Annotated in this window: 21 protein-coding genes; 7 read left to right on the forward strand and 14 right to left on the reverse strand. The window is 66.9% G+C overall.

What is annotated here, in order from left to right; all coding sequences use genetic code 11:
* The first annotated feature begins 50 nt into the window (after nt 1-50).
* The gene (locus ACVILH_RS22515; RefSeq protein ID WP_456714835.1) at nt 51-1,754 is read left to right on the forward strand and encodes a Cache 3/Cache 2 fusion domain-containing protein; all 1,704 of its coding nucleotides are present in this window, start codon (nt 51-53) and stop codon (nt 1,752-1,754) included.
* Nucleotides 1,755-2,033: 279 nt separating this feature from the next.
* Here ACVILH_RS22515 and ACVILH_RS22520 read toward each other — a convergent pair whose 3' ends face one another.
* Both ACVILH_RS22520 and ACVILH_RS22525 read right to left on the reverse strand, forming a co-directional pair.
* Nucleotides 2,034-3,689 carry a hydantoinase B/oxoprolinase family protein gene (locus ACVILH_RS22520; protein WP_456714836.1) on the reverse strand — a complete coding sequence of 552 codons (1,656 nt, stop codon included), beginning with the start codon at nt 3,687-3,689 and terminating at the stop codon, nt 2,034-2,036.
* Between the two features lie 2 nt (nt 3,690-3,691).
* Nucleotides 3,692-5,776, reverse strand: coding sequence for a hydantoinase/oxoprolinase family protein (locus ACVILH_RS22525; RefSeq protein ID WP_456714837.1), 2,085 nt, complete (start codon nt 5,774-5,776; stop codon nt 3,692-3,694).
* Between the two features lie 997 nt (nt 5,777-6,773).
* Between ACVILH_RS22525 and ACVILH_RS22530 the strand changes: the two genes are divergently transcribed.
* Nucleotides 6,774-8,744, forward strand: coding sequence for a DEAD/DEAH box helicase (locus ACVILH_RS22530; protein ID WP_456714838.1), 1,971 nt, complete (start codon nt 6,774-6,776; stop codon nt 8,742-8,744).
* 54 nt (nt 8,745-8,798) lie between these two features.
* Nucleotides 8,799-9,200, forward strand: coding sequence for a DUF2177 family protein (locus ACVILH_RS22535; protein WP_456714839.1), 402 nt, complete (start codon nt 8,799-8,801; stop codon nt 9,198-9,200).
* A 39-nt stretch (nt 9,201-9,239) separates the two neighbouring features.
* Here the strand turns inward: ACVILH_RS22535 and ACVILH_RS22540 are convergent, their stop codons facing one another.
* From ACVILH_RS22540 to ACVILH_RS22550, 3 genes are all read right to left on the reverse strand, one after another.
* Nucleotides 9,240-9,614, reverse strand: a complete 375-nt coding sequence (locus ACVILH_RS22540; RefSeq protein WP_456714840.1) for a helix-turn-helix domain-containing protein — start codon at nt 9,612-9,614, stop codon at nt 9,240-9,242.
* Complete coding sequence (locus ACVILH_RS22545) at nt 9,571-9,858, reverse strand: BrnT family toxin (RefSeq protein WP_456714841.1); 288 nt, start codon at nt 9,856-9,858, stop codon at nt 9,571-9,573. The genes ACVILH_RS22540 and ACVILH_RS22545 overlap by 44 nt, the downstream gene beginning before the upstream one ends.
* 160 nt (nt 9,859-10,018) lie before the next feature.
* Nucleotides 10,019-10,678, reverse strand: coding sequence for a peroxiredoxin (locus ACVILH_RS22550; RefSeq protein ID WP_011926194.1), 660 nt, complete (start codon nt 10,676-10,678; stop codon nt 10,019-10,021).
* Between the two features lie 365 nt (nt 10,679-11,043).
* On the opposite strand from ACVILH_RS22550, the gene ACVILH_RS22555 reads away from it, so the two are divergent.
* Both ACVILH_RS22555 and ACVILH_RS22560 read left to right on the forward strand, forming a co-directional pair.
* Nucleotides 11,044-11,607: a hypothetical protein gene (locus tag ACVILH_RS22555; protein WP_456714842.1), complete on the forward strand. Its 564-nt coding sequence runs from the start codon at nt 11,044-11,046 to the stop codon at nt 11,605-11,607.
* A 165-nt stretch (nt 11,608-11,772) separates the two neighbouring features.
* Nucleotides 11,773-12,897 (forward strand): S1C family serine protease, encoded by a 1,125-nt coding sequence (locus ACVILH_RS22560; RefSeq protein WP_456714843.1) that lies wholly within the window; start codon nt 11,773-11,775, stop codon nt 12,895-12,897.
* 66 nt (nt 12,898-12,963) lie between these two features.
* On the opposite strand, the gene ACVILH_RS22565 is transcribed toward ACVILH_RS22560, so the two are convergent.
* Nucleotides 12,964-14,820, reverse strand: a complete 1,857-nt coding sequence (locus tag ACVILH_RS22565) for an alkaline phosphatase family protein (protein ID WP_456714844.1) — start codon at nt 14,818-14,820, stop codon at nt 12,964-12,966.
* A 203-nt stretch (nt 14,821-15,023) separates the two neighbouring features.
* Between ACVILH_RS22565 and ACVILH_RS22570 the strand changes: the two genes are divergently transcribed.
* Nucleotides 15,024-15,518, forward strand: coding sequence for a YciE/YciF ferroxidase family protein (locus ACVILH_RS22570; RefSeq protein ID WP_006610550.1), 495 nt, complete (start codon nt 15,024-15,026; stop codon nt 15,516-15,518).
* 13 nt (nt 15,519-15,531) lie between these two features.
* On the opposite strand, the gene ACVILH_RS22575 is transcribed toward ACVILH_RS22570, so the two are convergent.
* The 4 genes from ACVILH_RS22575 to ACVILH_RS22590 are packed head-to-tail and all read right to left on the reverse strand — an operon-like array spanning nt 15,532 to nt 19,522.
* A complete protein-coding gene (locus tag ACVILH_RS22575) occupies nt 15,532-16,788 on the reverse strand; it encodes an arsenic transporter (RefSeq protein ID WP_456714845.1) in 1,257 nt (418 codons plus the stop codon).
* Between the two features lie 22 nt (nt 16,789-16,810).
* Nucleotides 16,811-18,085: an MFS transporter gene (locus tag ACVILH_RS22580; protein ID WP_456714846.1), complete on the reverse strand. Its 1,275-nt coding sequence runs from the start codon at nt 18,083-18,085 to the stop codon at nt 16,811-16,813.
* A 40-nt stretch (nt 18,086-18,125) separates the two neighbouring features.
* Nucleotides 18,126-18,782 (reverse strand): hypothetical protein, encoded by a 657-nt coding sequence (locus ACVILH_RS22585; RefSeq protein ID WP_456714847.1) that lies wholly within the window; start codon nt 18,780-18,782, stop codon nt 18,126-18,128.
* Between the two features lie 35 nt (nt 18,783-18,817).
* Complete coding sequence (locus ACVILH_RS22590; protein WP_456714848.1) at nt 18,818-19,522, reverse strand: OB-fold nucleic acid binding domain-containing protein; 705 nt, start codon at nt 19,520-19,522, stop codon at nt 18,818-18,820.
* Between ACVILH_RS22590 and ACVILH_RS22595 the strand changes: the two genes are divergently transcribed.
* On the forward strand, nt 19,509-19,634 hold the full coding sequence (locus ACVILH_RS22595; RefSeq protein WP_456714849.1) for a hypothetical protein: 126 nt from the start codon (nt 19,509-19,511) through the stop codon (nt 19,632-19,634). The genes ACVILH_RS22590 and ACVILH_RS22595 overlap by 14 nt on opposite strands.
* Before the next feature lie 2 nt (nt 19,635-19,636).
* On the opposite strand, the gene ACVILH_RS22600 is transcribed toward ACVILH_RS22595, so the two are convergent.
* The 4 genes from ACVILH_RS22600 to ACVILH_RS22615 all read right to left on the reverse strand — a co-directional run bounded on the left by ACVILH_RS22600 (nt 19,637) and on the right by ACVILH_RS22615 (nt 25,569).
* Nucleotides 19,637-20,992, reverse strand: coding sequence for a sigma-54-dependent transcriptional regulator (locus ACVILH_RS22600; RefSeq protein ID WP_456714850.1), 1,356 nt, complete (start codon nt 20,990-20,992; stop codon nt 19,637-19,639).
* Nucleotides 20,977-22,425, reverse strand: coding sequence for a sensor histidine kinase (locus ACVILH_RS22605; RefSeq protein ID WP_456714851.1), 1,449 nt, complete (start codon nt 22,423-22,425; stop codon nt 20,977-20,979). Before ACVILH_RS22605 ends, ACVILH_RS22600 begins: the two co-directional genes overlap by 16 nt.
* A 134-nt stretch (nt 22,426-22,559) precedes the next feature.
* Nucleotides 22,560-22,973, reverse strand: a complete 414-nt coding sequence (locus ACVILH_RS22610; protein WP_456714852.1) for a helix-turn-helix domain-containing protein — start codon at nt 22,971-22,973, stop codon at nt 22,560-22,562.
* Between the two features lie 127 nt (nt 22,974-23,100).
* Nucleotides 23,101-25,569, reverse strand: a complete 2,469-nt coding sequence (locus tag ACVILH_RS22615; protein ID WP_456714853.1) for a PAS domain S-box protein — start codon at nt 25,567-25,569, stop codon at nt 23,101-23,103.
* Between the last annotated feature and the right edge of the window lie 40 nt (nt 25,570-25,609).

Below are 25,609 nucleotides of genomic sequence, written 5' to 3' on the forward strand. Positions count from 1 at the left end.
AGTACGGGCACTTTAAGTTTTAGTTGCAGTTCCCTCGGAAGGTTTCTGACGTGTCCGTCAAGTTGAAGCTCGGCACCAAGGCGCTGATCGGCGCCGTTGTCGTCATTGCGCTGAACACGGCCCTCGTGGTCGGCGCAGCCTACTGGTCCCTCACCAACGATTTCGCGGATCGCGCCAAGCGCGACATCGAAGGCAATCTGCGCACCTTCGCCCTGACTTTCGCTGAGACGTTCAAGGACGCCAAGGTCAGCGTGCAGAACGGCGCCGTCACACGCATCGAGATTCCGGCAATCCCCGAAATCAAGGATCACGCGATCGTTGACCGCGCGGTGTCCTATGTCGGCGGCAGCGCGACCTTGTTTGTTGTCGACGACAGCGGCCAGTTCGTGCGCCGCTCGACCAATGTGAAGAAGGAGAATGGTGATCGCGCCGTCGGCACGCAGCTCGCGGCCGACCATCCGGCACAGGCGCTGCTGCGCAAGGGCGAGGCCTATAAGGGCCCGGCGACGCTGTTCGGCAAGCCGTTCATGACCGCCTATTTCCCCGTCACCAACCCCGCGGGCAAGGTGACCGGCATCCTCTATGTCGGCGTGCCCATGGCCGAGCTCGACGCGATGCTGGCGCAGGCGATGCAGACCATGATCATCGCTGCCGTGGTCGCCGCGCTGCTGGTGCTCGCCCTGACCATGCTCGCCGTGAGCCGCGTCACTAAGCCGCTGAGCGCGGTGACGGAAGCGCTGACCGCGATCGCCGAGGGACGCGAGAATGTCGACATCAAGTCGGATGAGCGCGGCGACGAGATCGGCGAGATCGCCCGTAGCCTGGTCGTGTTCCGCAGCGCCGCCAGCGAGCGCCGCCGCATGCGCGAGGAGCAGGCGGCGGCCGCGACGGCCGCGGTCGAGCAGCGCAAGGCCGAGCTGCAGCGCTTCGTGGATTCGTTCCAGGCCAGCATCGGCGGCATCATCGAGAACGTGCTGACCTCGTCGGGCGAGTTCGAGCGCGAGGCGCGCCAGCTCACGCAGACCGCGCGCACGACCGCCGATCTGTCGGGACAGTCCGCCGGCGCCTCGGAGACGGCGTCGGAGCACGTCCGCACGGCGGCGGCGGCCTCTGACGAGCTGTCCGGCTCGATCGCCGAGATCATCCGCCGCGTCCAGGAATCCAACGCCATCGCGGCCGAGGCGGTCAAGCAGGCCACGGCCACCGACCAGCGCATCAAGGAGCTGTCCGATGCCGGCAACCGCATCGGCGACGTCGTCAAGCTGATCACCTCGATCGCCGAGCAGACCAATCTCTTGGCGCTGAACGCGACGATCGAGGCCGCCCGCGCCGGAGACGCCGGCCGCGGCTTCGCGGTGGTCGCCCAGGAGGTCAAGACGCTCGCCGGCCAGACCGCCAAGGCGACCGAGGAGATCTCCAGCCAGATCGCCAATATGCAGACCGTGACGCAGGAATCGGTCGACGCCATCAAGGCGATCGGCTCGACCATCGAGCGCATCAACGAGATCGCCGCCTCGATCTCGGGCGCGGTCGAGCAGCAGCGCGCGGCGACCCAGAACATCACCCAGAGCGTCCGCTCGGCCGCGAGCGGCACCGCCGAGGTCGTCAACAACATCCGCAGCGCGGCGCGCGGGGCCGGCGAGACCGGCGAGAGCTCCAACCGGATGTTCGCCTCCGCGCAAGCCTTGTCCAGCGAGAGCCTGCGGCTGAAGGCCGAGGTGCAGAAGTTCCTCGACGGCATGCGCGCGGCGTGATGTCGCTGCGCGGATGATGCTGACGCTCGTCCGAGCCTCCGCTCTCTCGTCATTCCGGGGCGCGCGAAGCGCGAGCCCGGAATCCATACTCACGAACCGCCATTGGTTCGAAGAACAACGCCAGGCCGCTCTCGCCATGCCACGACCGCTTGTGGCTATGGATTCCGGGCTCATTCGCGCTGCCTCGAAACGGCTTCGCCGTTTTGCGCGCGAATGCCCCGGAATGACGGCCCGGAGAGATCTCATCGCGGTCACATGGTTCATCAGCGGAGCGGCCGTTCACCGCGTCTGCCCATAGACCTTTGCCGCATTCTCGGCAGACACCAGCCCGCTCTCGACGTCGCTCCGCACCAGCTCCGCCGTGCGCTCGCGGGGATCGCCGATGCCGGCGCCGCCCGGTGTCAGCACCACCAGCCGGTCGTCCGGCGGCACGGTCTGAAAGCCTTTTCCGCGCAGCTTCTTTCCCGATGCGAGCCCGACATAGCCGGCCTCACCATTGTGGCCGCCGTCGCGGCCGCGGGGCGGGTGGTCGATGCGGTCGAAGGCGGCGAGGATGTCGAACGGCGCGTCGACGCCGCTGCCGACCTCGATGATCTGGCCGAGGCCTCCGCGGGTGCGGCCGGCGCCGCCGGAGTCCGGCCGCAGCTCCTTGCGCCAGAAGATCAGCGGCGTCTGGGTCTCTGCGATCTCCACCGGCGTGCCGCGCACGCCGGATGGATAGGCCGTCGCCGACAGCCCGTCCTTGTCGAAGCGCGCGCCGGTGCCGCCGTTCGAGGTCACCGCCATCGAGAACCCGTAATTGCCGCCGGCGCCGGAGCGGGTCTGGCCGCGGACGTTGAGATTCCACAGGCACGACGTGCCCTCGGCCGGCACCCGCTCCGGGATGATCTGGCGCAGGCAGCCGAACACGACGTCGGGCAGCATCTGGCCGATGACATGGCGCGAGGCCACCGGCGCAGGCTTTGGCGCATTGAGGATCGCGCTCGATGGGGCCGAGACCGTCAGCGGCGACAGCGAGCCGGCATTGTTGGGGATCGCTGACGCGACCACGCAGCCGAGCCCGAACACCGTGTAGGCGGTGGTGTAGGACAGCGGCACGTTGATGCCGAACTTCGAGGCTGTCGACGTGCCGTCGAAATCGACGTGAATGCCGTCAGCGCTGATCGTCAGCGCAGCCTTCAACGTCACCGGCGCATCGTAGCCGTCGACCACCATCTCGTTGCGCCAAGTGCCCTTCGGCAGCTTGGCGATCTCGGCCAGCACGGCCTCGCGCGAGCGATCGCAGATGGTGTCGCCGAGCTCGTCGAGCGAGGCGATGCCGAACTCGGTCATCATCTCGACCAGGCGCTGGCAGCCGACATCGTTGCAGGCGGCGAGCGAGTAGGTGTCGCCTTCGGTGTCGACCGGAAGCCGCGTATTGGCGCGGATCATCGCCATGAGCGTCTCGTTGACGACGCCCTGGTCGATCAACTTGAGCATCGGGATGTACAGGCCCTCCATGAACACGTCGGTGCCATCGGGGCCGAAGCCGATGCCGCCGATGTCCATCAGATGGCTGGTGCAGGAGAACAAAGCGACCGGCTGGCCGTCCTTGAAGCACGGCGTCGTCACGACGAAGTCGTTGAGATGGCCGGTGCCCATCCAGGGGTCGTTGGTGATGTAGGCATCGCCGGGCTTCATCGTCTCTATCGGGAAATGCGTGATGAAATGCTTCACCGACTCCGCCATCGAGTTGACGTGGCCCGGCGTACCGGTGACGGCCTGGGCCAGCATGCGACCCTTCAGGTCGAACACGCCGGCGGAGAGGTCGCCGCATTCGCGCACGATCGGGCTGAAGGCGGTGCGCAGCAGCACCTGGGCCTGCTCCTCGACCACGGCGATCAGCCGGTGCCACATGATCTGCAGGTCGATCAGGCTGGTTGGGGATGCGCTCATGGTCATGCCGCCTTCCGTTCCATGACGATGCTGCCGGCACCGTCGATATGCGCGTCAAAGCTGTCGGAGATGAAGGTCGAGGTCTCGTCCTCGGCGATCACGGCGGGACCTGCGACGACCGCGCCCGGCGTCATCTGCTCGCGGCGATACAGCGGGATGTCGACGAAACGGCCGGCGCGGCCGTCGAAGAATTTGCGGTGGCCCGCGGCGGCGCCGGCGGGCTTGCGCGTGACCTCGGCGACGGTGGCCGGCTGGCGCGCGTCCGTGGTTGCCAGCACCGACCAGCTCAGCACCTCGATCGCGGCACCCGGGATGGCGCGCTCGAACAGCGCGGCATAGCCGGCCTCGAACGTCTTGCGGAGGGCAGGGAGGTCCTCCGCCGTCAGTGCGCGGTTCGGCAACTCGACGCTGATCTCGTGACCCTGGCCGACATAGCGCATGAAGGCGGAGCGGCGCTCGCGCACGGCAGCGCCGGCTGCGCCGGGCTCGACGAGGGCCCGGGCTTCGTCGGCCATCTCCTGCAGCAGCTCGGAGACGAGCGCGGTGTCAAACGCGTCGAGCCGGGCATGTCGGCTGCGCACCAGCTCATAGGCGATGGGTGCCGCGAGGAAGCCGACCGCCGAGCCGACGCCGGCATTCGACGGGACGATCACCCTGGCGACGCCGATCTTCTCGGCAACGCGGGCGGCATGCAGCGGCGCGGCACCGCCGAACGCGATCAGCGTGTGCTGTCCGATGATCGCGCCGCGCTCGACGGCATGGACGCGAGCCGCGCTCGCCATGTTCTCGCAGACGACCTCGTGCACCGCATAGGCTGCGGTCTCGGCGTCCAGCCCGAGCGGCGCGCCGACGTCACGGAGCAGGGCCTGCTTCGACAATTCGGGATCGAGCTTGATGGTGCCGCCAGCGAATGCGTCGGGATCGATCATGCCGAGCGCGACGTCGGAATCGGTGACCGCCGGACGCTGGCCGCCGCGGCCATAGCAGGCCGGGCCGGGCTCGGAGGAGGCGCTTTCGGGGCCAACGGTGACGCGCTTCATCGCATCGATGCGGGCGATCGAGCCGCCGCCGGCGCCGATCTCGACCATCTCGATGACGGGAATGCGCACCGGCAGGCCGGAGCCTTTGAGGAAGCGCGCGGCGCGATCGACCTCGAACACGCGCGAGCTCTCCGGCTCGAAGTCCTCGATGAGACAGATCTTGGCGGTGGTGCCGCCCATGTCGAACGACAGCACCTTGCGCTCGCCGAGTCGGGCGGCAATCTGGCCGGCGAAGATCGCGCCGCCGGCGGGGCCGGATTCGACGAGGCGCACGGGGAAACGCCGCGCGGTCTCGATCGAGGTGACGCCGCCGCCTGACGTGACGAGATAGATCGCGCCGCGGAACTGCTCGACGCGCAGCGCCTGATCCATGCGGGCGAGATAGGAGTCCATCAGCGGCTGCACATAGGCGTTGGCGACCGCGGTCGAGGTGCGCTCATATTCCCGGATTTCGGGACAGACCGCCGACGAGAGCGTGATCGAGAGTTCAGGCATCGCCTCGGCCAGGATTTCGCCGGCACGGCGCTCATGCGCGGGATTGGCGTAGGCGTGCAGGAAGGCGATGGCGAGGCTGCTGACCTCCAGCGCACGGAGTTGCGGCACCAGCGCGCGCACCGCCGCTTCATCGAGCGGCAGCCTGATGTCGCCGTGAGCATCGACACGCTCGGGCACCGTGAAGCGCAAGCTGCGCGGCACCAGCGGCTTGGGCTTGTCGATCGAGAGATCGTACTGGTCGTAGCGGCTCTCGGTTCCAATATCCAGAACATCGCGGAAGCCTGATGTGGCGATCAGCGCGGTCTTGGCGCCGCGGCGCTCGATGATGGCGTTGGTCGCGAGCGTGGTGCCGTGAATGAAGACGTCGATATCGGAGACACGGGCGTTCGCATCGGCCAGGATCAGGCGTGTGCCATCGAGCACGGCCTGCTCCGGCTGCGTCGGCGTCGTCAGCACCTTGCGTGTGCGGCGCTGATCGCCGATGTCGAGAACGATATCGGTGAATGTGCCCCCGATATCGACGGCCAGCCGGACTTCGGCTCCTTCATGCATTCGGTCATCTCCGCAAGCGACGAATTGATGAGCGAGTTGAGCAAGTCCGATGCCATTGCGCCAGGGGAGATGCGGGGTGCTGCTCTGCGCTTTTTGCGATGCGGATTTGAGGTCGATGTCGTGCGGGCTCAATCTTGCTGATTGTTCGGCAGCAACATCGATGCAGCGTTGCGTGTAGAGCTTCGGTGCCTCCGCTGTCGTCCCGGCCTAGTGCGCAATTGCGCACGCGGCGCCGGGACCCATAACCCCAGGGAGTGGTTTGGGGCAGGCTGGTCGTTTCGCACCGTCCACCTCATACCCGCCGCGGCGTATGGGTCCCGGATCGGCGCCGCGTCGCGCTGGCGCGCGCCGTGGCTTGTCCGGGACGACGGCGGAGGTTGAGGCGGGTGCGGAGCATCTCATGGACATGCGTTGTCGTTCCCGCGGCACAAACAGCCCGAGCTCTGCGATCAGTTCACCCCCTCCGTAGAACGAGAGGGTGCAGGGAATGCCGGGTGAGGGCCTCACCCATGGCCCGCCTGCGAACAAGAATGCAGGCGGCAGGTACCACAGGCAAAGCCGGTCATCCGGCATTCCCTGCGCGGTGTCTTCACGCTTATACGCAGTCTCCCTGGTGCGCCGGGCTTGTTGGCCACCATGCCGCGACAATGCTTGCGCCTTGCGCGGGGGATACCAGCTTCGGGGTATCAGGACGCTGCGACTTCACGTCCGCAATCCTGCCGGTCGTCTGCGCTGAAAGCGCGTCCGACATGGCCTGCGGCACCGCATCCCACCCCGACGTTCGTGACGACGCGTACGTCCCTCTGCATGGGGCAGGACGCGCGGATCATACATGATTTCTGGAAATAAGAAAGTCTTTTTTCGGGAAAGCGGAACGCGGGCGGCCGTGAGACGGCCGGCGGGGAGGGGGATCAAATCCGTCGATTCGGTCGGTGACTGCTCTCGTGTTCCGGCGCGCGTTGGCGTAAAGCAGCCGGAATCGAAGAGAGGTCCTTCCTTGTCATTCCCCGTGACCAACCCGCCGCTGGCCCGCGCCCTGGCCGAGCGCAATTATGTGAATCCCACGCCCGTTCAGCTTGCCGTGCTCGACGCAGACGCCGAGGGCCGCGACCTCTTGGTGTCGGCGCAGACCGGCTCGGGCAAGACCGTGGCCTATGGGCTCGCGATGGCGGCGAACCTGCTCGGCGAGGCCGAGCGCTTCGGCCCGGCCGCGGCGCCGTTGGCGCTGATCGTGGCGCCAACGCGCGAGCTGGCGCTGCAGGTGCAGCGCGAGCTGGCGTGGCTGTATCAGCATGCCGGCGCGCGGGTGATCTCCTGCGTCGGCGGCATGGATCCGCGCCGCGAGCAGCGCGAGCTGGAGACGGGGGCGCATATCGTGGTCGGCACGCCCGGGCGTCTGTGCGATCATCTGCGCCGCAACCGTCTCGACATCACCGAGCTGAAGGTGGTGGTGCTCGACGAGGCCGACGAGATGCTCAATCTCGGCTTTCGCGAGGATCTGGAGTTCATCCTCGAGACCACGCCGGAGACGCGCCGGACGCTGTTGTTCTCGGCGACCTTTCCGCGCGGCATCGTGGCGCTCGCCAAGCAGTACCAGGACGATGCGTTCCGCATCGAGGTCGAGGGCGACGAGGGCGGGCACGCCGACATCGAGTATCGCGCCATCCGCATTGCGCCAGATGATGCCGAGCATGCGGTGGTCAATCTGCTGCGCTTCTACGAATCGCCGAGCGCGATCGTGTTCTGCAATACGCGGGAAGCGGTGCGGCATCTGCAGGCGGCGCTGCTGGAGCGCGGCTTCTCGGTGGTCGCGCTATCAGGCGAATTGACCCAGAACGAGCGCACAATGGCGCTGCAGTCGCTGCGCGACGGCCGCTCGCGGGTCTGCGTGGCGACCGACGTCGCGGCGCGCGGCATCGATCTCGCCAATCTCGATCTCGTCATTCATGCCGAGCTGCCGAACGATCCCGAGGTGATGCAGCATCGCTCGGGCCGCACCGGGCGGGCCGGGCGCAAGGGCGTCAGCGTGCTGCTGGTGCCGCCGGCGCGGCGGCGGCGCGCGGAGGCGCTGCTGAAGCTCGCGGGCATCGAGGCCGAGTGGGGCGCGGCGCCACAGGCCGAGGAGATCCGCAAGCTCGACCAGGAGCGCATGTTGCAGGACTCGGTGCTGACCGAGGAGGCGACGGCGGAGGATCTGGCGCTGGCCCAGGCGCTGCTCGCGGAGCGCTCGCCGGAGGACATCGCCGCCGCGCTGGTGCGGCTCTATCGCACCCGGCTGCCGTCGCCGGAGGACATTCTCGATCCCGGCGAGGACCGTGGCCGCTCGCGGCCTGATCGCGGCGCTCGCGAGAAGCCGGTGCGAGGCGAGGAGCGCGCGCCGGCGCCGCGCACCAAGGGTGGAAAGCCGTCGCGCCATGGCATGGGCGAGCCCAGCGTCTGGTTCCGCGCGGCAATCGGACGCCGCAAGAATGCGGAGGCACGCTGGCTGCTGCCGATGATCTGCCGACGCGGCGGCATCGACAAGCAGGACATCGGCGCGATCAAGATCTCGGACACGACGACCGAGTTCGAAATCGCTGCGCGCGTCGCCGACAGTTTCGCGGCCAACATCCGCCGTCCCGACAAGGAGGACACCATCCGCATCGAGCCGCTCGGAGCAGCGCCTGCGGAGCAGCAGGGCGCCACCGAGAAGCCGCGGCCCGACAAGCCGCCGCGGCGCAAGGCGGACGAGGGCGCCTATCATCCACTGAGCCGTGACGAGCGTGACGAGCCGCGCGAGCGAGCCGACACGAAGCCCCGCGGCAAGCCGCATCGCGACGGTCCGTCCAGACCGTTCCACGAACCGGCGTTCGCGAAGAAAAAGAAGCCGCGCGACAAGTCCGGCCTTGGCGGACAAGCGTTTCCTTTGAAGTCACCGCGCGCCAAGCCGCCCGGTGGCAAGAAGCCGAAGACCAAGCGTCGCGGCTGATGGGGCCGGTCGGCGCGCTGACGTCGGCTGGTGAACGTGAAGGAGGAGCCGTCCTTGAGCCGCTACGCCGTCCTGTATTTTGCAACGCTCGCCGTGCTGCTCGGCTTCGATATCCCGTTCCTGGCGATCGTGGCCAAGGGCTTCTTCCAGTCACAGGTCGGCGACATGCTCGGCGAGGTCCGCCCCGTGCCGGCGGTGCTGTTCTATCTGATCTACATCTTGGGCGTGCTGATCTTCGTCAGCGGCACGGCCGATGCGAATTGGCGCTCGACCTTGCTCTACGGCGCGCTGTTCGGCCTGTTCTGCTATGCGACCTTCGAGCTGACCTCGCTGGCGATGCTCAAGCAGTGGACCTGGACGGTGGTCGCGGTCGACATCAGTTGGGGCGTGTTCGTGACCGCGGTGTCGGCGACCCTCGGCCTGCTGATCGCGGACTGGGCCACGCCGCGGGGCTGACCTCGTGCAGGTCTGCCGAGCTGAGCTCGGCTCGAGGGGCTATGCTGCGCGTTCAGCAAGCAGCTTCCGCATCATCTCTGGGTCACGTTCGATCGCCAGCAGCAGCGCGCGCGCCGGTGCGTCTGGTGTGCTTCGCTGTTGCTCCCAATCGCGCAACGTGGTGATTGGAAGATGAAAAGCATGAGAGAACTCGACTTGAGTCATCCCCAGACGCTGTCGCAGCACCTTGACCCGCGAGACGGGACGCATCCGGGCAAGCTGTTCCGATGAAAGCGGCTGGGCGTCGGGATCGGCGAGAGCAGCGGCGGTGAGCGCTTCCTCGGACATGCCGTCCAATCGCGCCCAGTCGGTTTCGCCCTGAGACAGCGGCTCACCAGCTTTCACGCTGACCCGCGTAGTACCAGTCTTGCTCATGTCGTGTGGCCTTTCGGGCCGAAATGATCCTGCAGATATCCTCATCGCGCAGCGTCGCGACGACGAACAGCACGCCGCCTCGCGACATTCCGATCACCTGTATACGATCCTCGCCGTAGTCGAGCCGATCATCGAGCTCTTCCATTCGATTCGGATCTTCGAGCGCAGGTATGGCGTCGAGGAAGTCGACACCGTGCTTGAGCAGGTTCTCGGCAGCCTTGCCGTCGTCCCATTCATACTGCACGGGTTGATGGTACGGGATATCGGTAGTCGATACAAGCCGCTTCGTCGACCACACGCGCGGGCGAGGGCAGGCCGGCAAACTTGATCCGCTTAAAAAATGTAATCCCGGAGGCAACGTCGAGCGTCGCCCCCGGGAGATAACAACCCCTAAAGTCAGTTCGTCACTTCGGCTGCGGCACGACGCGCAGATAAGGCTTCGGTGCCTTCCAGCCATCCGGATAGATCGTCTTGGCCTCGTCATCGGACACCGAGCCCGCGATGATGACGTCCTCCCCCTGCTTCCAGTCGGCGGGAGTGGCGACGCGGTGCTTGGCGGTGAGCTGCAGCGAGTCGATGACGCGCAGAATCTCCTGGAAGTTGCGGCCCGTGGTCATCGGGTAGACCAGGATCAGCTTGATCTTCTTGTCCGGGCCGATGATGAACACGTTGCGGACGGTCAAATTGTCGGCCGCGGTGCGCTTGGCCGGATCGCCGGAGACGGCCGCCGGCAGCATGTCATAGAGCTTGGAGACGTTGTAGTCGGTGTCGCCGATCATCGGGTAGTTCGGCGCCGCGCCTTGCGTCTCGCGGATGTCCTCCGACCATTGCGCGTGCTTGTCGACCGGGTCGACCGACAGGCCCAGCAGCTTGACGCCGCGCTTGTCGAACTCCGGCTTCAGCCGCGCCAGCGCGCCGAGCTCGGTGGTGCAGACCGGGGTGAAATCCTTCGGGTGCGAGAACAACAGCGCCCAGCTGTCGCCGATCCAGTCGTGGAATTTGATCTTGCCTTCGGTGGTCTCAGCCTCGAAGTCGGGCGCGGTGGAGCCGATTTGAAGAGCCATGATGTCCTCACGTGAAGAATTGAAGGGGCGGCATAAATCGTTCTCTCGACTATAGGAAATACCTCCCGCTCTGGGAACCGTTCCAGAAAAAAGAGAACATTCTTCTCCTGCGCCCCACACGTGCAACAACTTCTTTTGAGTTCAGCCCCTGCGGCGAAACATCCGTGAGACTACCGGCTGCCCAGATTTCGCCACGTCTCGGTCGCAACACGCCGGCCCCGCCGACAGCCGCTTTGAACCGTGATCGAGGTCACTGCGGCAAAAGGGCAACCGATACAAAAACCCACAACGCCGTTTCGAACCGTTAACCACTCGTTCAGACGCGGACCGACAAGGTGGGTCAACACAGCAACTGAGAAGAGAACATGGCTACCTCTGCACCAAAAACCATCGATGGTCTCGAGCCGTCCTCGTGTGAGACCGCTGCGTCCGCGCTCGGCATCGTGCGTGACGGCGTGATCACCGGCGAGGGCCCGACCACCGCAGGGCGTGTGCATTTCTCCCGCATGCTCGATGCCGAGGACGCCGCTTGGTGCGCGCGCATTCTCACCGCAACCGCGCTCAACGACACGCCGGTCAGCCGCGCCGAGGCCGAGGCGCTGTTCGAGATCGACGCCGCCGCGACCGAGCGCAAGGATGACGGCCGGTTCGAGGATCTGCTGGCCAAGGCGATCGCGCACCACACCGCTGCGGCCTCAGGCCTGCCGGTGCCGCCGCGCAGCGTGGCGCTGTCGCGGGAGACGGCGATCGAGAGCTGGGCCCCGATGAATGCGCGCGGCGTGCGCACCGATGCGCTCGAATGGGTCGCCAAGCGCATGCGCGGCAAGCACCACGGCAATCGCGCGCTGCGGGCCATGGTCGCCACGCTGGTCGGCGTGAGCGTGCTGCCGCTGGCGCAACTGCCGTCGATGATCGACATCGGGATGTAAGGCGCAGCGCCTCATCCACATGCAGTGTCGAGAGCGCGATGACCTCATCGCGCTCTTTTCGTTTGGAGCGCCATGGCGTTGCGGCCCTGAGCTCAGCCTCTTGATGATGTGCGCCTGCCGGTCAATAGATCGTGTGGTGATGGGATCGAGCACGGAGAGATCGACATGAGCCGATGGAGCTTTGCCGCGCGCCTGCTTGCGGTCGCGGCGACGGCGCTGCTGCTCATGATCGCCTGGCAGAGCTTTCCGCTGATCCAGGCCGAGCTGCTCGGCCTGCGCGCAAAACCCCGCGACATCACGCCGCGCGGCGATCTCGCCGCCGACGAGAAGAGCACGATCGCGCTGTTCGAGAGCCGCAGCGGCTCCGTGGTGTTCATCACGACGGTTCAACAGTCCGTCAATCCGTGGACCGGCAATGCGCAGCAGGAGCGCTCCGGCACCGGCTCGGGCTTCGTGTGGGACGAGCTCGGCCATGTCGTCACCAACTATCACGTGATCGAGGGCGCCACCGAGGCATTGGTCAGTCTCACCGATGGCCGCTCGTTTCGGGCGGCGCTGGTCGGCGCCAGCCCGGAGAATGATCTCGCGGTGCTGGTGATCGGGGTCGGCGTCGACCGGCCGAAGCCGCTGCCCGTCGGCACCAGCGCCGACCTCAAGGTCGGGCAGAAGGTGTTCGCGATCGGCAATCCCTTTGGTCTCAGCAGCACGCTGACCACCGGCATCGTCTCGGCGCTGAACCGCAATCTGCAGGTCACTCAGGAGCGGACGTTGAACGGCCTGATCCAGACCGATGCGGCGATCAATCCCGGCAATTCCGGCGGGCCGCTGCTCGACAGCGCGGGACGGCTGATCGGGGTGAACACCGCGATCTACAGCCCGTCGGGCGCTTCCGCGGGCATCGGCTTCGCGGTGCCCGTCGACAAGGTCAACCGCATCGTACCGCGCCTGATCGCGAGCGGCCGCTATGTCAGCCCGAGCCTGGGCATCCGCACTGACGCGAAGGCCAACGAGGCGCTGGCTTCGCGGCTCGGCGTCGCCGGCGTGTTCGTGCTCGATGTCGAGCAGGACTCGGCGGCGGAGAAGGCCGGGCTGATCCCGGCACGGCTCACTCGGGACGGCGGCTTCGCGCTCGGCGATGTCGTGCTGGCGATCGACGGGCAGGCGGTGGATTCGCCTGACGATATGACGCGGGCGCTGGAAGCCAAGAACCCGGGCGATCGCGTCGCTTTGCGCGTGCTCCGCAACGGCAAGACGATCGAGATCCGGGTGACGCTCGATGTCGCGCGGTGAGGCGGTCGAAAAAAGAATGCCTCGCGTGAGCGAGGCATTCTGTCGTTCGTGGGGGCGATGATCTGACTACTTCGCCGCCGCCTTCTGCTTCGGCGCTTCGTCATCCAGGCCGACGGTGCGGCCGGGGAAGCCGGCAGCGTCGAAATAGCGCTGGCTGCCGACGCGCTGCAGCTTCAGCACGGTACGCAGGCCGCCGGCGGCGGGGTCCGACTTGATGACGTCGGTCGTGGCCTTCGGCGTCGCGCCGTTCGGCATCGCTTCGGTCATCACACGTCCCACCAGTCTGCCCTTCGGCGCGACCTTGAGGTCGAGCAGTTTGGCTGCGGTGATGCCGACATCGGCATTGCTGACGGGCAGCGGATCGACGAAGCCCGCTTTGAAATCAGGACCGATCGCGGCCATGAAATTGTAAGTGTCGCCGCGATTGAACGAGCCGTGCATGCCCTGGCCCTGGCGCAGCACCGTGTCGGCGACCTCGACCGCGCAATTGGTCGGCTGGTCGCAGCCGGGCGCGACATAGGAGCGGAAGTTGACCACGATCGCCGGGTGCGGCGTCACCGCCTTGCCCTGCAGATTGATCTCCGACAGCGGCAGGGTGCCGGGGATCTCGCCGAGCTTGTCGTCGACGAAGATGCCCGAGACATAGTCCTGCGCCAGCAGTGCCTTGACGGTGCGCTGCGCCAGCTTCTTGTCGCCGTTCGGCAGGTAGATCAGGTCGGAGCCGCCATTGGTGGCGACGACGAGATCAGGCTTGGTCGGATCCTTGCCGAGCACGCCGTTGCCGGCCTTCGGATGCTTGCCCTCGGGCACCGCGGCGTTCTTGTCGTTCGGGTCGAACAGCGGCAGGTCGAGCGCCTTGGCGAGGTCGATCGCCAGGAAGCCCATCGGCAGGAAATCCTTCGGCGTGTCGTCATAGCTGACCTTGGCCGAGGGCGAGGTCTTGCTCTCCTTGGAGATGGTCGAGAAGCCGTGGTCGGCCTGCACCATGATGTTGGTCGAAGCGGCCAGGCCGAGATCGTCGAGCGCCTTGCGCAGCGACGCGAGATTGTCGTCGGCGTTCTTGATGCTCGCCATCGAGGTCGGGCCGTTGATGCCGGGCGTGATGGTGTTGAGGCTGTCGCCCTGATTGTGCTGGCTGCCGTCGGGGTCACGCGACCAGAACACCAGCACGAACGGCTTGTTGCGGGCCTTGAACATCGGCAGCACCACCTTGGTGGCGACGTCGACCATGTAGGCCTGCTGGGCGACGTTGGCCGAGGTGGTGCCCGGCGTCTTGGCATCGCCCGCCTTGCCGTTGTCGCCGCGCGACGGCGTCGCCAGCGGCAGGCCGGCCTTGGTCAGGGCATCCTTGATCTCATCGGTGATCGGTACACCGGCCTTGTTGCCGGTGGAATCGTCGATCACCACCGAGGAGGTCGCGCCGGGCTTGCAGGGGCAGCCGGTGTGGTCGAACAGATAGGTCGGGCCGAGCTTGCCGATCGCAGCCGTCGAATAGCCGGCCTTGCGGGCGAGCTTCAGGATCGTGTCCTCGTTGAGATAGTCGCCGTTGAAATGCTCGTCGATGTCGCCGAGCACGGCGTCGTTCTCGATGAAGGGCACCACCGTGTCGCCGGCCGGGACCGAGGTGTAGCCGGTGAAGATGGTATTCGAGAACGTGCCGGTGTCGCCGAGATAGTGCCCGGTCGCCATGGCCGAGCCGTTGGCCATGGTGAAGGTCGGAAACAGCGAGTGCGAGTTCTTGAAATTGACGCCCTTGTCGCGGACGGCGGCCATGGCCGGCGCCGTCTCCGGCGTCACCTTCGCCGCGCGCAGGCCGTCGGGAATGAAGAGGATGAGGTTACGGGGCGTGGCGTTCTGCGCAAATGCGGCGCTGGACGACAAAAGGGTCAGTCCGGCGCACAGCAGCACGAGCGGGCGGCGCATTGAAAACTCCTGAAAGCAATCGGCGGAATCGCGGCGTCTCGCCGCAGGGAACAGCTTTAGTTTTGCCGGGTGACGGTTTTGTTACAAGGGGGGCGGGGAGGCTGGCCGGTTCGAGACAGGAATTTCAGGCAGCAGTAGCCAAAGGCAGGAACCTGGGTGTGGCTTTCCGGTTGTCGGCTCGCAACAACCCCAGGGAGCACACCATGGCTGCAGACAAAGACCTCAACGAACTCTTCCTCGATACGCTGAAGGACATCTACTACGCCGAGAAGCAGATCCTGAAGAACCTGCCGAAGATGGCCAAGGCGGCGCAGTCGCAGAAGCTGTCGGCGGCGTTCGAGAAGCACCAGGAAGAGACCGAGGGCCAGATCGAGCGTCTGGAGCAGATCTTCGAGCTGCTCGGCAAGCCGGCCCGCGGCAAGCGTTGCGACGCGATCGAGGGCATCCTGGACGAGGGCAAGGAGATCATGACCGAGTACAAGGGCACGTCCGCCCTCGACGCCGGCCTCCTTGCTGCCGCTCAGGCCGTCGAGCACTACGAGATCTCGCGCTACGGCACCTTGAAGTCCTGGGCCAACAAGCTCGAACTCAAGCAGGCCGTCAAGCTGCTGGATCAGACCCTCAATGAGGAGAAGAAGACCGACGATCTCCTGACCAAGGTCGCCGAGAGCGAGGTCAACTACGAAGCCGCGGCCTGATCGCGACTTCGTTCTATCCGAGGATGGCCGCCGCCAGTGCTGCAATCAGCGCTGGCGGCGTTGTCACGAGTCCGATCTTGAGGAACTGCCAGGCCGACACCTCGATCTTCTCGCGTCGCAGCGCCGTCAGCCACAGGATGGTTGCGAGCGAGCCGGTGACGGAGATGTTGGGGCCGAGATCGACCCCGATCAGGATCGCCCGAATGACCTCGTGCGGCAGGTGATCGCTGTCCGCAACCGAGCCGGCGACGAGGCCGACCGGCAGATTGTTGGCGATGTTGTCGGCCACAGCTGTGACGAGACCCGCCGCCCAGGCGGTGCCGGCCGGTGAACTGGCGACGCCCTGATGCAGCCAGGCACTGAGCTGGCCGATCGCACCGAGGCGGCTCAGTCCCTCCACCATGACGAACAGGCCGCCGACCAGGGGCAGCACGCCCCAGGACACGCCCTTGACGATCGGCCAGGGCGACTGCCGGCTGACCAGCAGGATCGCGGCCGCCGTGACCACGCCGCAGACGAAGGTCGGCAGACCCAACTGGACGTCGAGCGCTGAGGCGGTCAGAAGAACTGCGGCGATGGCAATGATGCCCATCGCGGCGAGCCGACCCTCACGGCTCAGCTGCGGCTTGTCGACATCGGTGCGCAACTGCTCGTCGCGCAGGGCGCGGCGCTGGGTCAGCCACAGCGCGACATAGGTCAGGGCAATGGCCGCGATCGAGGGCAAAGTGAACTGGCGCAGCCATTCGGTCAGATGCGGCATGCGCTCGCCGAACACGACGAGATTAGCCGGATTGGAGATCGGTAGCACGAAGCTCGCGGCATTGGCGATGAAGGCACAGACATAGAGATAGGGCAGCGGCGAGGCGCCGGCGGCGCGAGTCGCGGCATACACGGCGGGCGTCAGCACGATCGCGGTGGCGTCGTTGGAGAGCAGCACGGTGACCAGCGTGCCGACCGCGTAGACCAGCAGGAACAGGAGCTGCGGCGAGCCGCGCGCATGCTCCACCGCATAGGCGGCGAGATAGTCGAACAGCCCCTCGCGGCGGGCGAGCTCGGCGATCAGCATCATGCCGATCAGGAACAGGTAGACGTCGACGCCCTTGCGGACGCCAGCGAGCGCGTCGGTCCAAGGCAGCAGCCCCAGCGCGACGAGCAGGATCGCGCCAGCCACCGCCCAGATCGCTTCGGGCAGGCGGAACGGGCGGATGATGACGCCGGCGGTGGCGAGGATGATGATGGCGTAGGCGATGACGGTCGGGTGTGGGAGCATGATCGGGGATGGTTAGAGCAAATCATTCGGCGGGGATAGCGGGCGCGGCGGCCGCGTCCGGATGGGCGGCCTCCGCTCCACCGGTCTCCGGCAGCAGCAGCCAGCACACGACCACGGCGAGGGCCGCCGTCGCGCCGAGCACCAGGAATGCGGCGCTGTAGCCGCCATGGACCACGACGAGGCCGGCCATCGCGGTGGAGAGCGCGGCCCCAATGCTCTGCGCGGTGATGACGGCACCCTGCGCGACGTTGAAGCGGCCGGTGCCGCGCATCAGGTCGGCGACGATGACCGGCATGATCGCACCGAAGATGCCGGCGCCGACGCCGTCGAGCAGTTGCACGCCGACCAGCCAGGCCTTGTCGTCGGACAGGGTGTAGAGCACGGCGCGCAGCGGCAGGATCAAGAGCGCCGCCAGGAAGAAGCGCTTGTGGCCCCAGCGGTCGGCGCGGGCGCCGACCAGCAGCGCCATAGGCACCATCACGAGCTGGGCCGCGGCGATGCAGGCCGACATCAGGCTGGTGCCGAGGTTCTTGTCCCGCAATGCCAGCTTCTGTCCGACCAGCGGCAGCATCGCCGCGTTGGCGAGGTGAAACAACGCGACACAGATGGCGAAGATGAGCAGCGGGCGGCAGGTCAGGAGAATGCTCAGACCGGACGGCTGCTCATCGCGCTTCGCCGCGTCACCTTGGTTCTGGTGCGACAGGCCGCGCGCCGCATCGTGATCGATGGCGCGTTCGGGAATGGCGATCACACTGATCAGGCTGCCGGCGGAGGTGACGGCCATCAGGTAGAACACGGCGGATGGTCCGAGCGCATAGGCCGCGGCGCCAGCGATGACCGCACCGACGGCGTTGCCGGCATGGTTGAAGGTCTCGTTGCGCCCGATCCGCGCCGTAAAGGCGCGAGCGCCGACGATGCCGAGCGACACCGCCGCGATTGCTGGCGCGAAGATCACGCCGGCCGCATTCGCGATGCTCTGCGAGATCGCGACCGGCCAGAAGCTCGACATCAGCGGCAGCGCCAGGGACGCTGCCGTGACGATGATCGCGGCCACGATCATGATCATGCGTTTGGCCCTGGTCGCATCGACCAGGGCGCCCGCCGGAGTCTGCGCGACGATGCCTGCGATCGTCGCGAGTGACATCACCACGCCGATCGAGGCCTCATCCCATTTCTGCTCGGTCAGCAGGTAGATCGCGAGATAGGGGCCGAGGCCGTCGCGCACGTCGGCCAGGAAGAAATTGGCGGCGTCGAGCGCATGGCCGGCGCGGCGCGTGGTGGTTTCATCCTGGGACATGCTCTCGGCCTCGGCTGTTCGTCATGACGTTCGCAGGCGATCACGCGTGGGCGTGATCGTGCTTGGGTCCGTGTTTGGGGCCGTGCTTGTGCTTCGGCCCGTGCTTGGGACCCGGGCCATGCTTCGGCCCCGGCTTGCCATGCTTGAGCGGCACAACGTCCTTGAGGCTCGGACCGGCCTCACGCGCGTGGATGACGCGGCCGAAGCGCGTGTCGATGCCGTCGCCGCGGACCGCCAAGGTGGCTTTCGGCGCGAGCAGGGCGGAGATCTCAGCGGCTTCCTTCGGCCCGACCCTGACGACGGTGCCGTCCGTCAGGAGCGCGCCGCGCAGTTCGCCCTTCGGCCCGAACAGCGACAGCTGTACCGTGCCTTCCGCGTCCATCTTCTGATGATCGTGCTTGGGATGCTCGCGTTCCTCGTCGGGCCCGTGATCGACGATCGCCTTGCCATTCGCGCCGGTCACCGCGACTGCGGCGAGCAAGTCGGCGCCGCGCGGCCTGACCGCGTGCACGCCGACCTTGTCGCCGGCCTTGATGTGACGCGTCAGCTCCGCCTCCATGTGCGGCGGGGTATGAACAAGGAAGTCCTTGTCGGCGGCACGCATGACGAAGCCGTCGACCTCGCCGTGCGGATTGAGCACGAAGCGCTCGAGAACGCCGGTCACGGCCGGCAGGCTGTCAGGGTCGATCCAATGCATGATTGTCTCCTAAGTTCTGTTTGTTGGGTTCTTGCTTAGCCGCGCGGCGGGGGCGGCGGCGGAGGAGGACCAAGCCGGTCAGGCCCGCCCTTCGGACCGCGCGGCGGCCGCGGGCCTTCGATCTCGGTCAACTGATCCGGCGAGGTGCCGATCGCCCTGACGTCGACGAGCTTGCCGAGCGCGGTCTCGAGCAGGTCGCCGCGGACCGCGATCGCCTGTCCCACGCGCAGCGTGTCGGCGAGCCGTTCGGCCTCGGGCGGCGGCAGGCGAAGCTCGGTGCCATCGTCGAGCACCGCGCCGTTGACCTCGCCGCGCTTGCCGTGCAGCACCGTGGCGATGCGGCCGCTGATCGTCTGATCAGCGCCGCGCCGGCCCGGGCCCTCGGGCGGACCGTTGTCGACCACGCTCTTGCCGGTCGCGATGTTGGTGACCTGGCTGGCATCAACCAGCGGCAGCGCGCGGGCGCGCAGGCCACGCACGGACACGCCGTCGCCCGGCTTGATCGTGAACACGATTTGCGCGGTCAGATGCGGCGGCAGCTTCACCTCGGTGCCATCATTGAGGATCAGCCCGTCGACGTCGCCGCGCGGCGTCAGGGTGTACTGCTTGACGATGCCGCGCGTCTCCGGCAGCTGCGATGCATCCCATGTCGCATCGGGTGGGGACAGCGGCGCCTGGGCGTGGGCATAGGTGCCGATGCCGGCTGCGGCGAGCACGAGCGCACCCATGATCGGTGTCATCTTTCGCGTCATCCTGAAACTCCTTGTCGAGGTTGGTGACGCGATCAGCTTCGCAACGGCCGTGCCAGCTGCCGAGCGACGAGAAATCAATGGGTTGCAGGAGGAGGCGTAGGACTAGCCGTCGTCTTTCCCGACGGCGCGCGTCAGATTTCCTGACGCCTCCTCGGCCAGCCCATAGCGCTGCATCTTGGTGTAAAGCAGCTGCCGGTTGATGTTGAGCTGACGCGCCGCTTCGGTGCGGTTGCCGCTGCAGTCCGCGAGGGCACGCCGGATCATGCGTTCCTCGAGGCGCGCGACTGCCGTCGGCAGATCGGTTGCCGAATCGATGTCCTCAGCCGCGGGGGCCGTGGCAATGTCGATGTCATCGACATCGATCAGGCCGCCGCGCGTCAGCACGCAGGCGCGCTCGATCACGTTGCGCAACTCGCGCACATTGCCCGGCCAGGGCGCGTGCACGAGCTTGTCGCCGGCGGCTCCGCTCAGCCGCGGCCGCGCGCGGCCGTCGGAGGTCTGCGCGAGAAAGTGATGAGCCAGCGGCAGGATGTCCTCGCTGCGCTCGCGGAGCGGCGGCAGCTCGATCGGGATCACGTTGAGTCGATAGTAGAGATCCTCACGGAATGCGCCGCCCGCAACCTGCCGGGGGAGATCGCGATGCGTGGCAGCGACGACGCGTGCCGCGACCTTCACGGGCTTGCCGCCGACCGGCGTGATGATGCGCTCCTGCAGCGCCCGCAGGATCTTGGCCTGCATCGCAAGCGGCATGTCGCCGATCTCGTCGAGGAACAGCGTGCCCGCGCCGGCATCGCGGAACGCGCCGGAGCGATCGGAGGTGGCGCCGGTGAAGGATCCCTTCACATGGCCGAACAACTCGCTTTCGAGCAGGTCCTGCGGGATCGCCGCGCAGTTCACCGCGATGAAGGGGCTGGTGTTGCGCCGGCTATGCACGTGCAGCGCGCGCGCGACCAGCTCCTTGCCGGTGCCGGTCTCGCCGCGGATCAGCACCGTCGCGTCAGAATCGGCCGCGAGACCGATCGTCTTCTGCACCCGCCGCATCGCTTCGCTGGTGCCGATCAGGCCGCTGTCACCGGTGCTGCGACTGTCCTGCTGCGGAGAGGCCCGTGGCGGCAGCCGCTCAATCAGCTCGCGCAGCGCCTCGCGGCCGATCGGCTTCACGAGATGGTCGAACGCGCCGAGCCGCATCGCCTCGATGGTGTTTTCCGGGCTTGCATAGGCGGTCAGCACGATCACCGGCGGCGCATCGCCATCGGCGCGGATGCGGCGCAGGGTCTCGATGCCATCGATTCCTGGCATACGCAGGTCGAGCAGGATCGCATCGGTCTCTTCTGACACCATGCCGATCGCCTCGCGTCCTGAGGCGGCGGTGAGCGCGATGTGACCGAGGTCGGTCAGCGTCTCCGCGAGACCGTCGCGCAGTGCGGCGTCGTCGTCGACGATCAGGATGGTGGCCATGGCAGGGAAATCTCGAAGCTGGTGCCGGTGCTGATGGGAGCTAATCTGGCCTCGCCATGATGGGCGCGCGCGATCTCGCGCACGATGGCGAGGCCAAGTCCGGTGCCATCGGTGCGTGTGCTGACGAAGGGTTCGAACAGACGATCCTTGATGCCGGCGTCGACGCCCGCGCCGCTGTCGGTGACGCGAAACAACAAGCGCCCGTTCTGGATCTCGGAGGCCACGACGATCTCGCCGCCCTCGGGCGTATTCTGGATCGCGTTGAGGATCAAATTGTCGAGCGCCCGCTGCATCTGGGTGGGATCGAAGCAGGCGGTTTCAGTCGAGGAGGGCGCGAGCACGCGCAGTTGCAGGCCATGACGCGCGGCCAGCTCGCGATGCGTCTCGATCGTCGCCTGCAGGAAGCCTGCGAGATCGACGGAGCGCTTGGCTGGCTGGCTCGTTTGTGTCATGGCGAGCAGATCGCGCAGCAGCGCGTCGAGCCGCGCGACCTGCTGCAGGATCGCTTCGAGGGCACGACTCTTGCGCGCTGGATCAGGCGAGGCGAGCGCGTTCTCGGCCTTCAGGCGCATCGCCGCGATGGGGTTGCGGATCTCGTGCGCGAGGTTTGCTGAGAGACGGCCGACCGCGGCGAGCCGCTCCGCCGCGGTCGCGCGGTCGCGCTCCGCCGCGAGCCGGCGGCCGGCATCGTTGACGGCATCGACCAGGCGGTCGAGCTCGCGCGCCCCCGTCCGTGGCAACTGCGGCAGGTCGGCCGTGGTGGAGGATGTGCCGAGCGCGGTCTCGATGATCGCGATGCGGCGCGACCACGACGCCAGGATGAAGGCCAGCCAGATGGCCGAGCCGAGCAGAGTGAGCGCCAGCACCGAGAGCCCCGTCAGCAGATGCGCGTAGGCCGGACCTTCGGTGGTGGCAGCGCGCGTCATCGTCCACGCCGTGATGTTTGGCAGCGGACCACGCAACGGACAGGCGTGGACGATCAGGGTCTGCGAGCGGCCGGCGTTCTCCGTCGTCGCGGGACGGCCGTTGCGCTGGGCATCGGCATTGACCTGCTGGATGACGCTGAGCTCCGCGGCGGGAAGATCAGTCTTGGGTCCGGTCCCCTCATAGGTCGGATAGGCATAAGCGAGCGAGCCGTGGTCGGCCTGCCAGATGCCACCCTCGACGCCAGGCGAGCCGGCCAAGGCGGACTGCACCACGGGGATGAGATCCTGCTTGATGCGATCATCGATCGGTGCGCCGCTCCAGCCCGAGACGAAGAACTGATAGCGGTCCGCGATATCACGGCAGCCGCGCACCACCAGATCCTGCGCGCGCGCCACGCGCGCCTGCGATGATTGCTGAAACGACTCGACCAGGAGATAGGCGGTCGCCGCGCCGGAGACTGCCAGCATGAGCCAGAGCGCCGACAGCCGCGAGCGTAGGGAGCGCATCGATTGGTCCGCAATGACAAGGGATGCCCGAGCATGCAGCGCGATGCGCCTGACGCCGATCGCTACATCTCATCTGCGGAACATAACGCTCCCGCAGCTACATTGGTTCCCGTCACTGCGCGTCGTAACGGCTGTTAAGTTTCCCGACGATCGTCACCAGTCAGCCAGGAGGCGTCGACATCGAGCGCAGCCGCAATCGCCTTGAGCGTCTCGTGAGTCCCGACCTTGCGGCGGGTTTCGAGATCGCTGATGTAACCCTGCGCGAGATGGGTCCGGTCCGCCAGCTCAGCCTGCGTCAGCTCTTTCCAGCGCCGCAACGCGCGGAGCAGACTGTCCCCGGACAACATGGCGGCCGTGACTTCGGCTGGGAGCCGTGCATCGCCGCCCTCGCGAAGTGCGGCCATGCGTTCATCGAAGATCGCGGCATCTTCGGCATCCTCAAGGTGATCTGCAGCCGCTGCGATCAGCGCGTCAAACTCGGCGCGGGTCAGCACGATCAGCTCCTCGCCGGATGATGAGCGGATGGTTTGAGGGCGGATCGGAATCATCTCAGTTCCTCCCACAGGTGGTCGTCGAGGGGCGGCCGATGTCGATTGCGAGGATAGGTGAGGCGTCCTCGCTGCGGATGATAAGATAAATGCCCCAGAGTGTCGCGTGTGAGAAATCGAGCCGAGCTTATCGCAGCAGCGGCGCCTTCTCGGCCATGGCCTTGCGCAGGATGCGCGACAGCGATTCCACCGAATAGGGCTTCTTGATCAGCTCGAAGCCGTGATGGGCGTTCTCGGCCAGCACGTGGCTGTAGCCGGAGGTCAGCACCACCGGCAGGCCGGGATAGCGGTCGCGGATGATGCCGGCGAGCTCGAGGCCGTTGATGCCGGGCATGATGACGTCGGAGAACACCAAATCGACCGCGAACTCGTTGTCCGCGAGGATGGCGAGCGCATCCTGGGCGTTCGATACGCGCCGCGTGACGTAGCCGAGGTCCTCGAGCAGCTCGGTCGAGAACTGCCCGACCTCGTCATTGTCCTCGACCACGAGCACGCGATAGCCGCGGCCGATCGTGGCGGGCTCGACGCGCGCCGTCGTGGCGTCCACGCCGGATTGCGGCGCGGCCGCCTGCGGCAGATAGATCGTAAACGTCGCCCCATGGCCGAGCCGGCTCTCCACCGCGATGTCGCCTTCGGACTGCTTGGCGAAGCCGAAGGCCTGGCTGAGGCCGAGGCCGGTGCCCTTGCCGACTTCCTTGGTGGTGAAGAACGGCTCGAAGATGGCGTTGATGTTTTGCGGCGCGATGCCGGCGCCGGTGTCAGTCACCGAGATCGCGATGAAGGCGCCCGGGCGCGCGCTCTGGCCCCGCAATGAGGGGATTTGGTCCGTCCGCTGCACGCCGATCGTCAGCCGTCCTTCGCCGTTCATCGCGTCGCGCGCATTGACGGCCAAATTGATCAGCGCGGTCTGGAATTGGGCGACGTCGGCGAGGGTGAACAGATTGGCGTCCTCGACCGCGGGCTCGATCTGGATGCGGCTGCCGACCAGCGGCCGGATCAGCTGCACCACGCTCTCGACCTGCTCGCCGACATTGAACACCTGCGGCGTCAGCGGTTGCCGCCGTGCGAACGCGAGCAACTGCCCGGTCAGCTTGGAGGCGCGCTCGACAGTCTCGGAGATCGCATCGACATAGCGCCGCCGGCGCTCCTCGGCGAGATCGCGGCGGCGCAGGAAGTCGGTCGCCGAGCGGATGATCGTCAGCAGATTGTTGAAATCGTGCGCGACGCCGCCGGTGAGCTGGCCGACCGCCTCCATCTTCTGCGATTGCCGCAGCAGATCCTCGCCCTCGACGCGCTCGGTGATGTCGATGGCCTCGGCGACTGCGCCCGTGATCGCCTCGTGCTGATCGAGCAGCGGCCGCATCGACAGCTCGAAATGCCGATCGCCATTAGGGAATTCGAGCCGCACCTCGGTGCGGAAGCTGTCGCCGGCGAGCACGCGCGCAAACGCGGTGCGCAGCATCTCGCTCACCCCGGTCGTGTAGGTGAACCACGGGGCGTCCCAGAGCGGCTGGCCGATGACGTCAATGCCGCCGGCGCGCATGCCCATCACGGCGATGCGATTGGCGTGGGTGATGCGGCCTTCGACGTCGAGAATGGCCTGATACTGATTGCTGGTGTCGAAGATCGCGCGCATGCGCGCCTCGTTGGCGGCGAGCTGCGCGGTGCGCTCGCGGATGCGCTCCTCCAGCGTCTCGTTGATGCGGCGCAGCTCGATCTCGCCCTGCTTGGCGGCGGTGACGTCGTGGGCGACGCCGATGAAGCCGATGTGCTGGCCGTTCGCATCCCAGCGCGGCTGGGATTCCGAGCGCAGCCAGCGCCATTCGCCATCGGCGCGGCGATAGCGCGCCTCCAGGACAAACGGCTTCAGCGAGCACTCGCCGGATTGCTGCTGCTCGAGCACGCGCGCGAGGTCCTCCGGATGCAGCGCCTTGCGCCAATCGAAGGCCAGCGCCTCCTCGTGCGACACGCCGAGGAAGTCGACATAGGCGCGATTGACGAAGGAGCGGGTGCGGTCGAGCTTCGTCACCCAGATCGGCACCGGCGCACTGTCCGCGATCAGGCGAAAGCGCTGCTCGCTCTCGCGCAGCTTGGCCTGCGCCTGCATCTGATCGGTGACGTCGATATGCGCGCCGACCAGTCGAATCGCTCGTCCGCTCCAGTCGCGCTCGATGCGAGCGATGACGCGGATCCAGCGGGTCTCGCCGTCGCTCGGCCGGACGATGCGGTATTCCGTGGTATAGTCTTCCTGCTGGCTCTTGACCGCGGCAATGAAGTCCTGCTCGGCCTTGGCGCGATCGTCGGGATGAACGCGCTTGACCCAGTCTTCATGCGTCTCGTTGGCGGCCTCGGAGGGCAGGCCGTGAATGATCAGATATTCGGGCGAGCGGCGGTTGCGAAAGCCTTCGCGGAGATCGACCTCGACGCCCCCGACCCGGGCGATGCGCTGAATGCGCGCGAGCTCGGCTTCGCGCTCCTGCAGCGCGCGATAGGCCTGATCGCGGTCGCGCGCGATCTCCTCGATGTGCTGGCGCAGCTCGGCCGCCACGGCGGCTTCGGGGGCGATTTCGTCTCGGGGCGCATCCGCGCTGCTCATGCTGACCTGCACCGGGAAAGCAAGGGGTCGCCGGACCATT

The sequence above is a fragment of the Bradyrhizobium sp. USDA 4353 genome, from assembly GCF_054063215.1.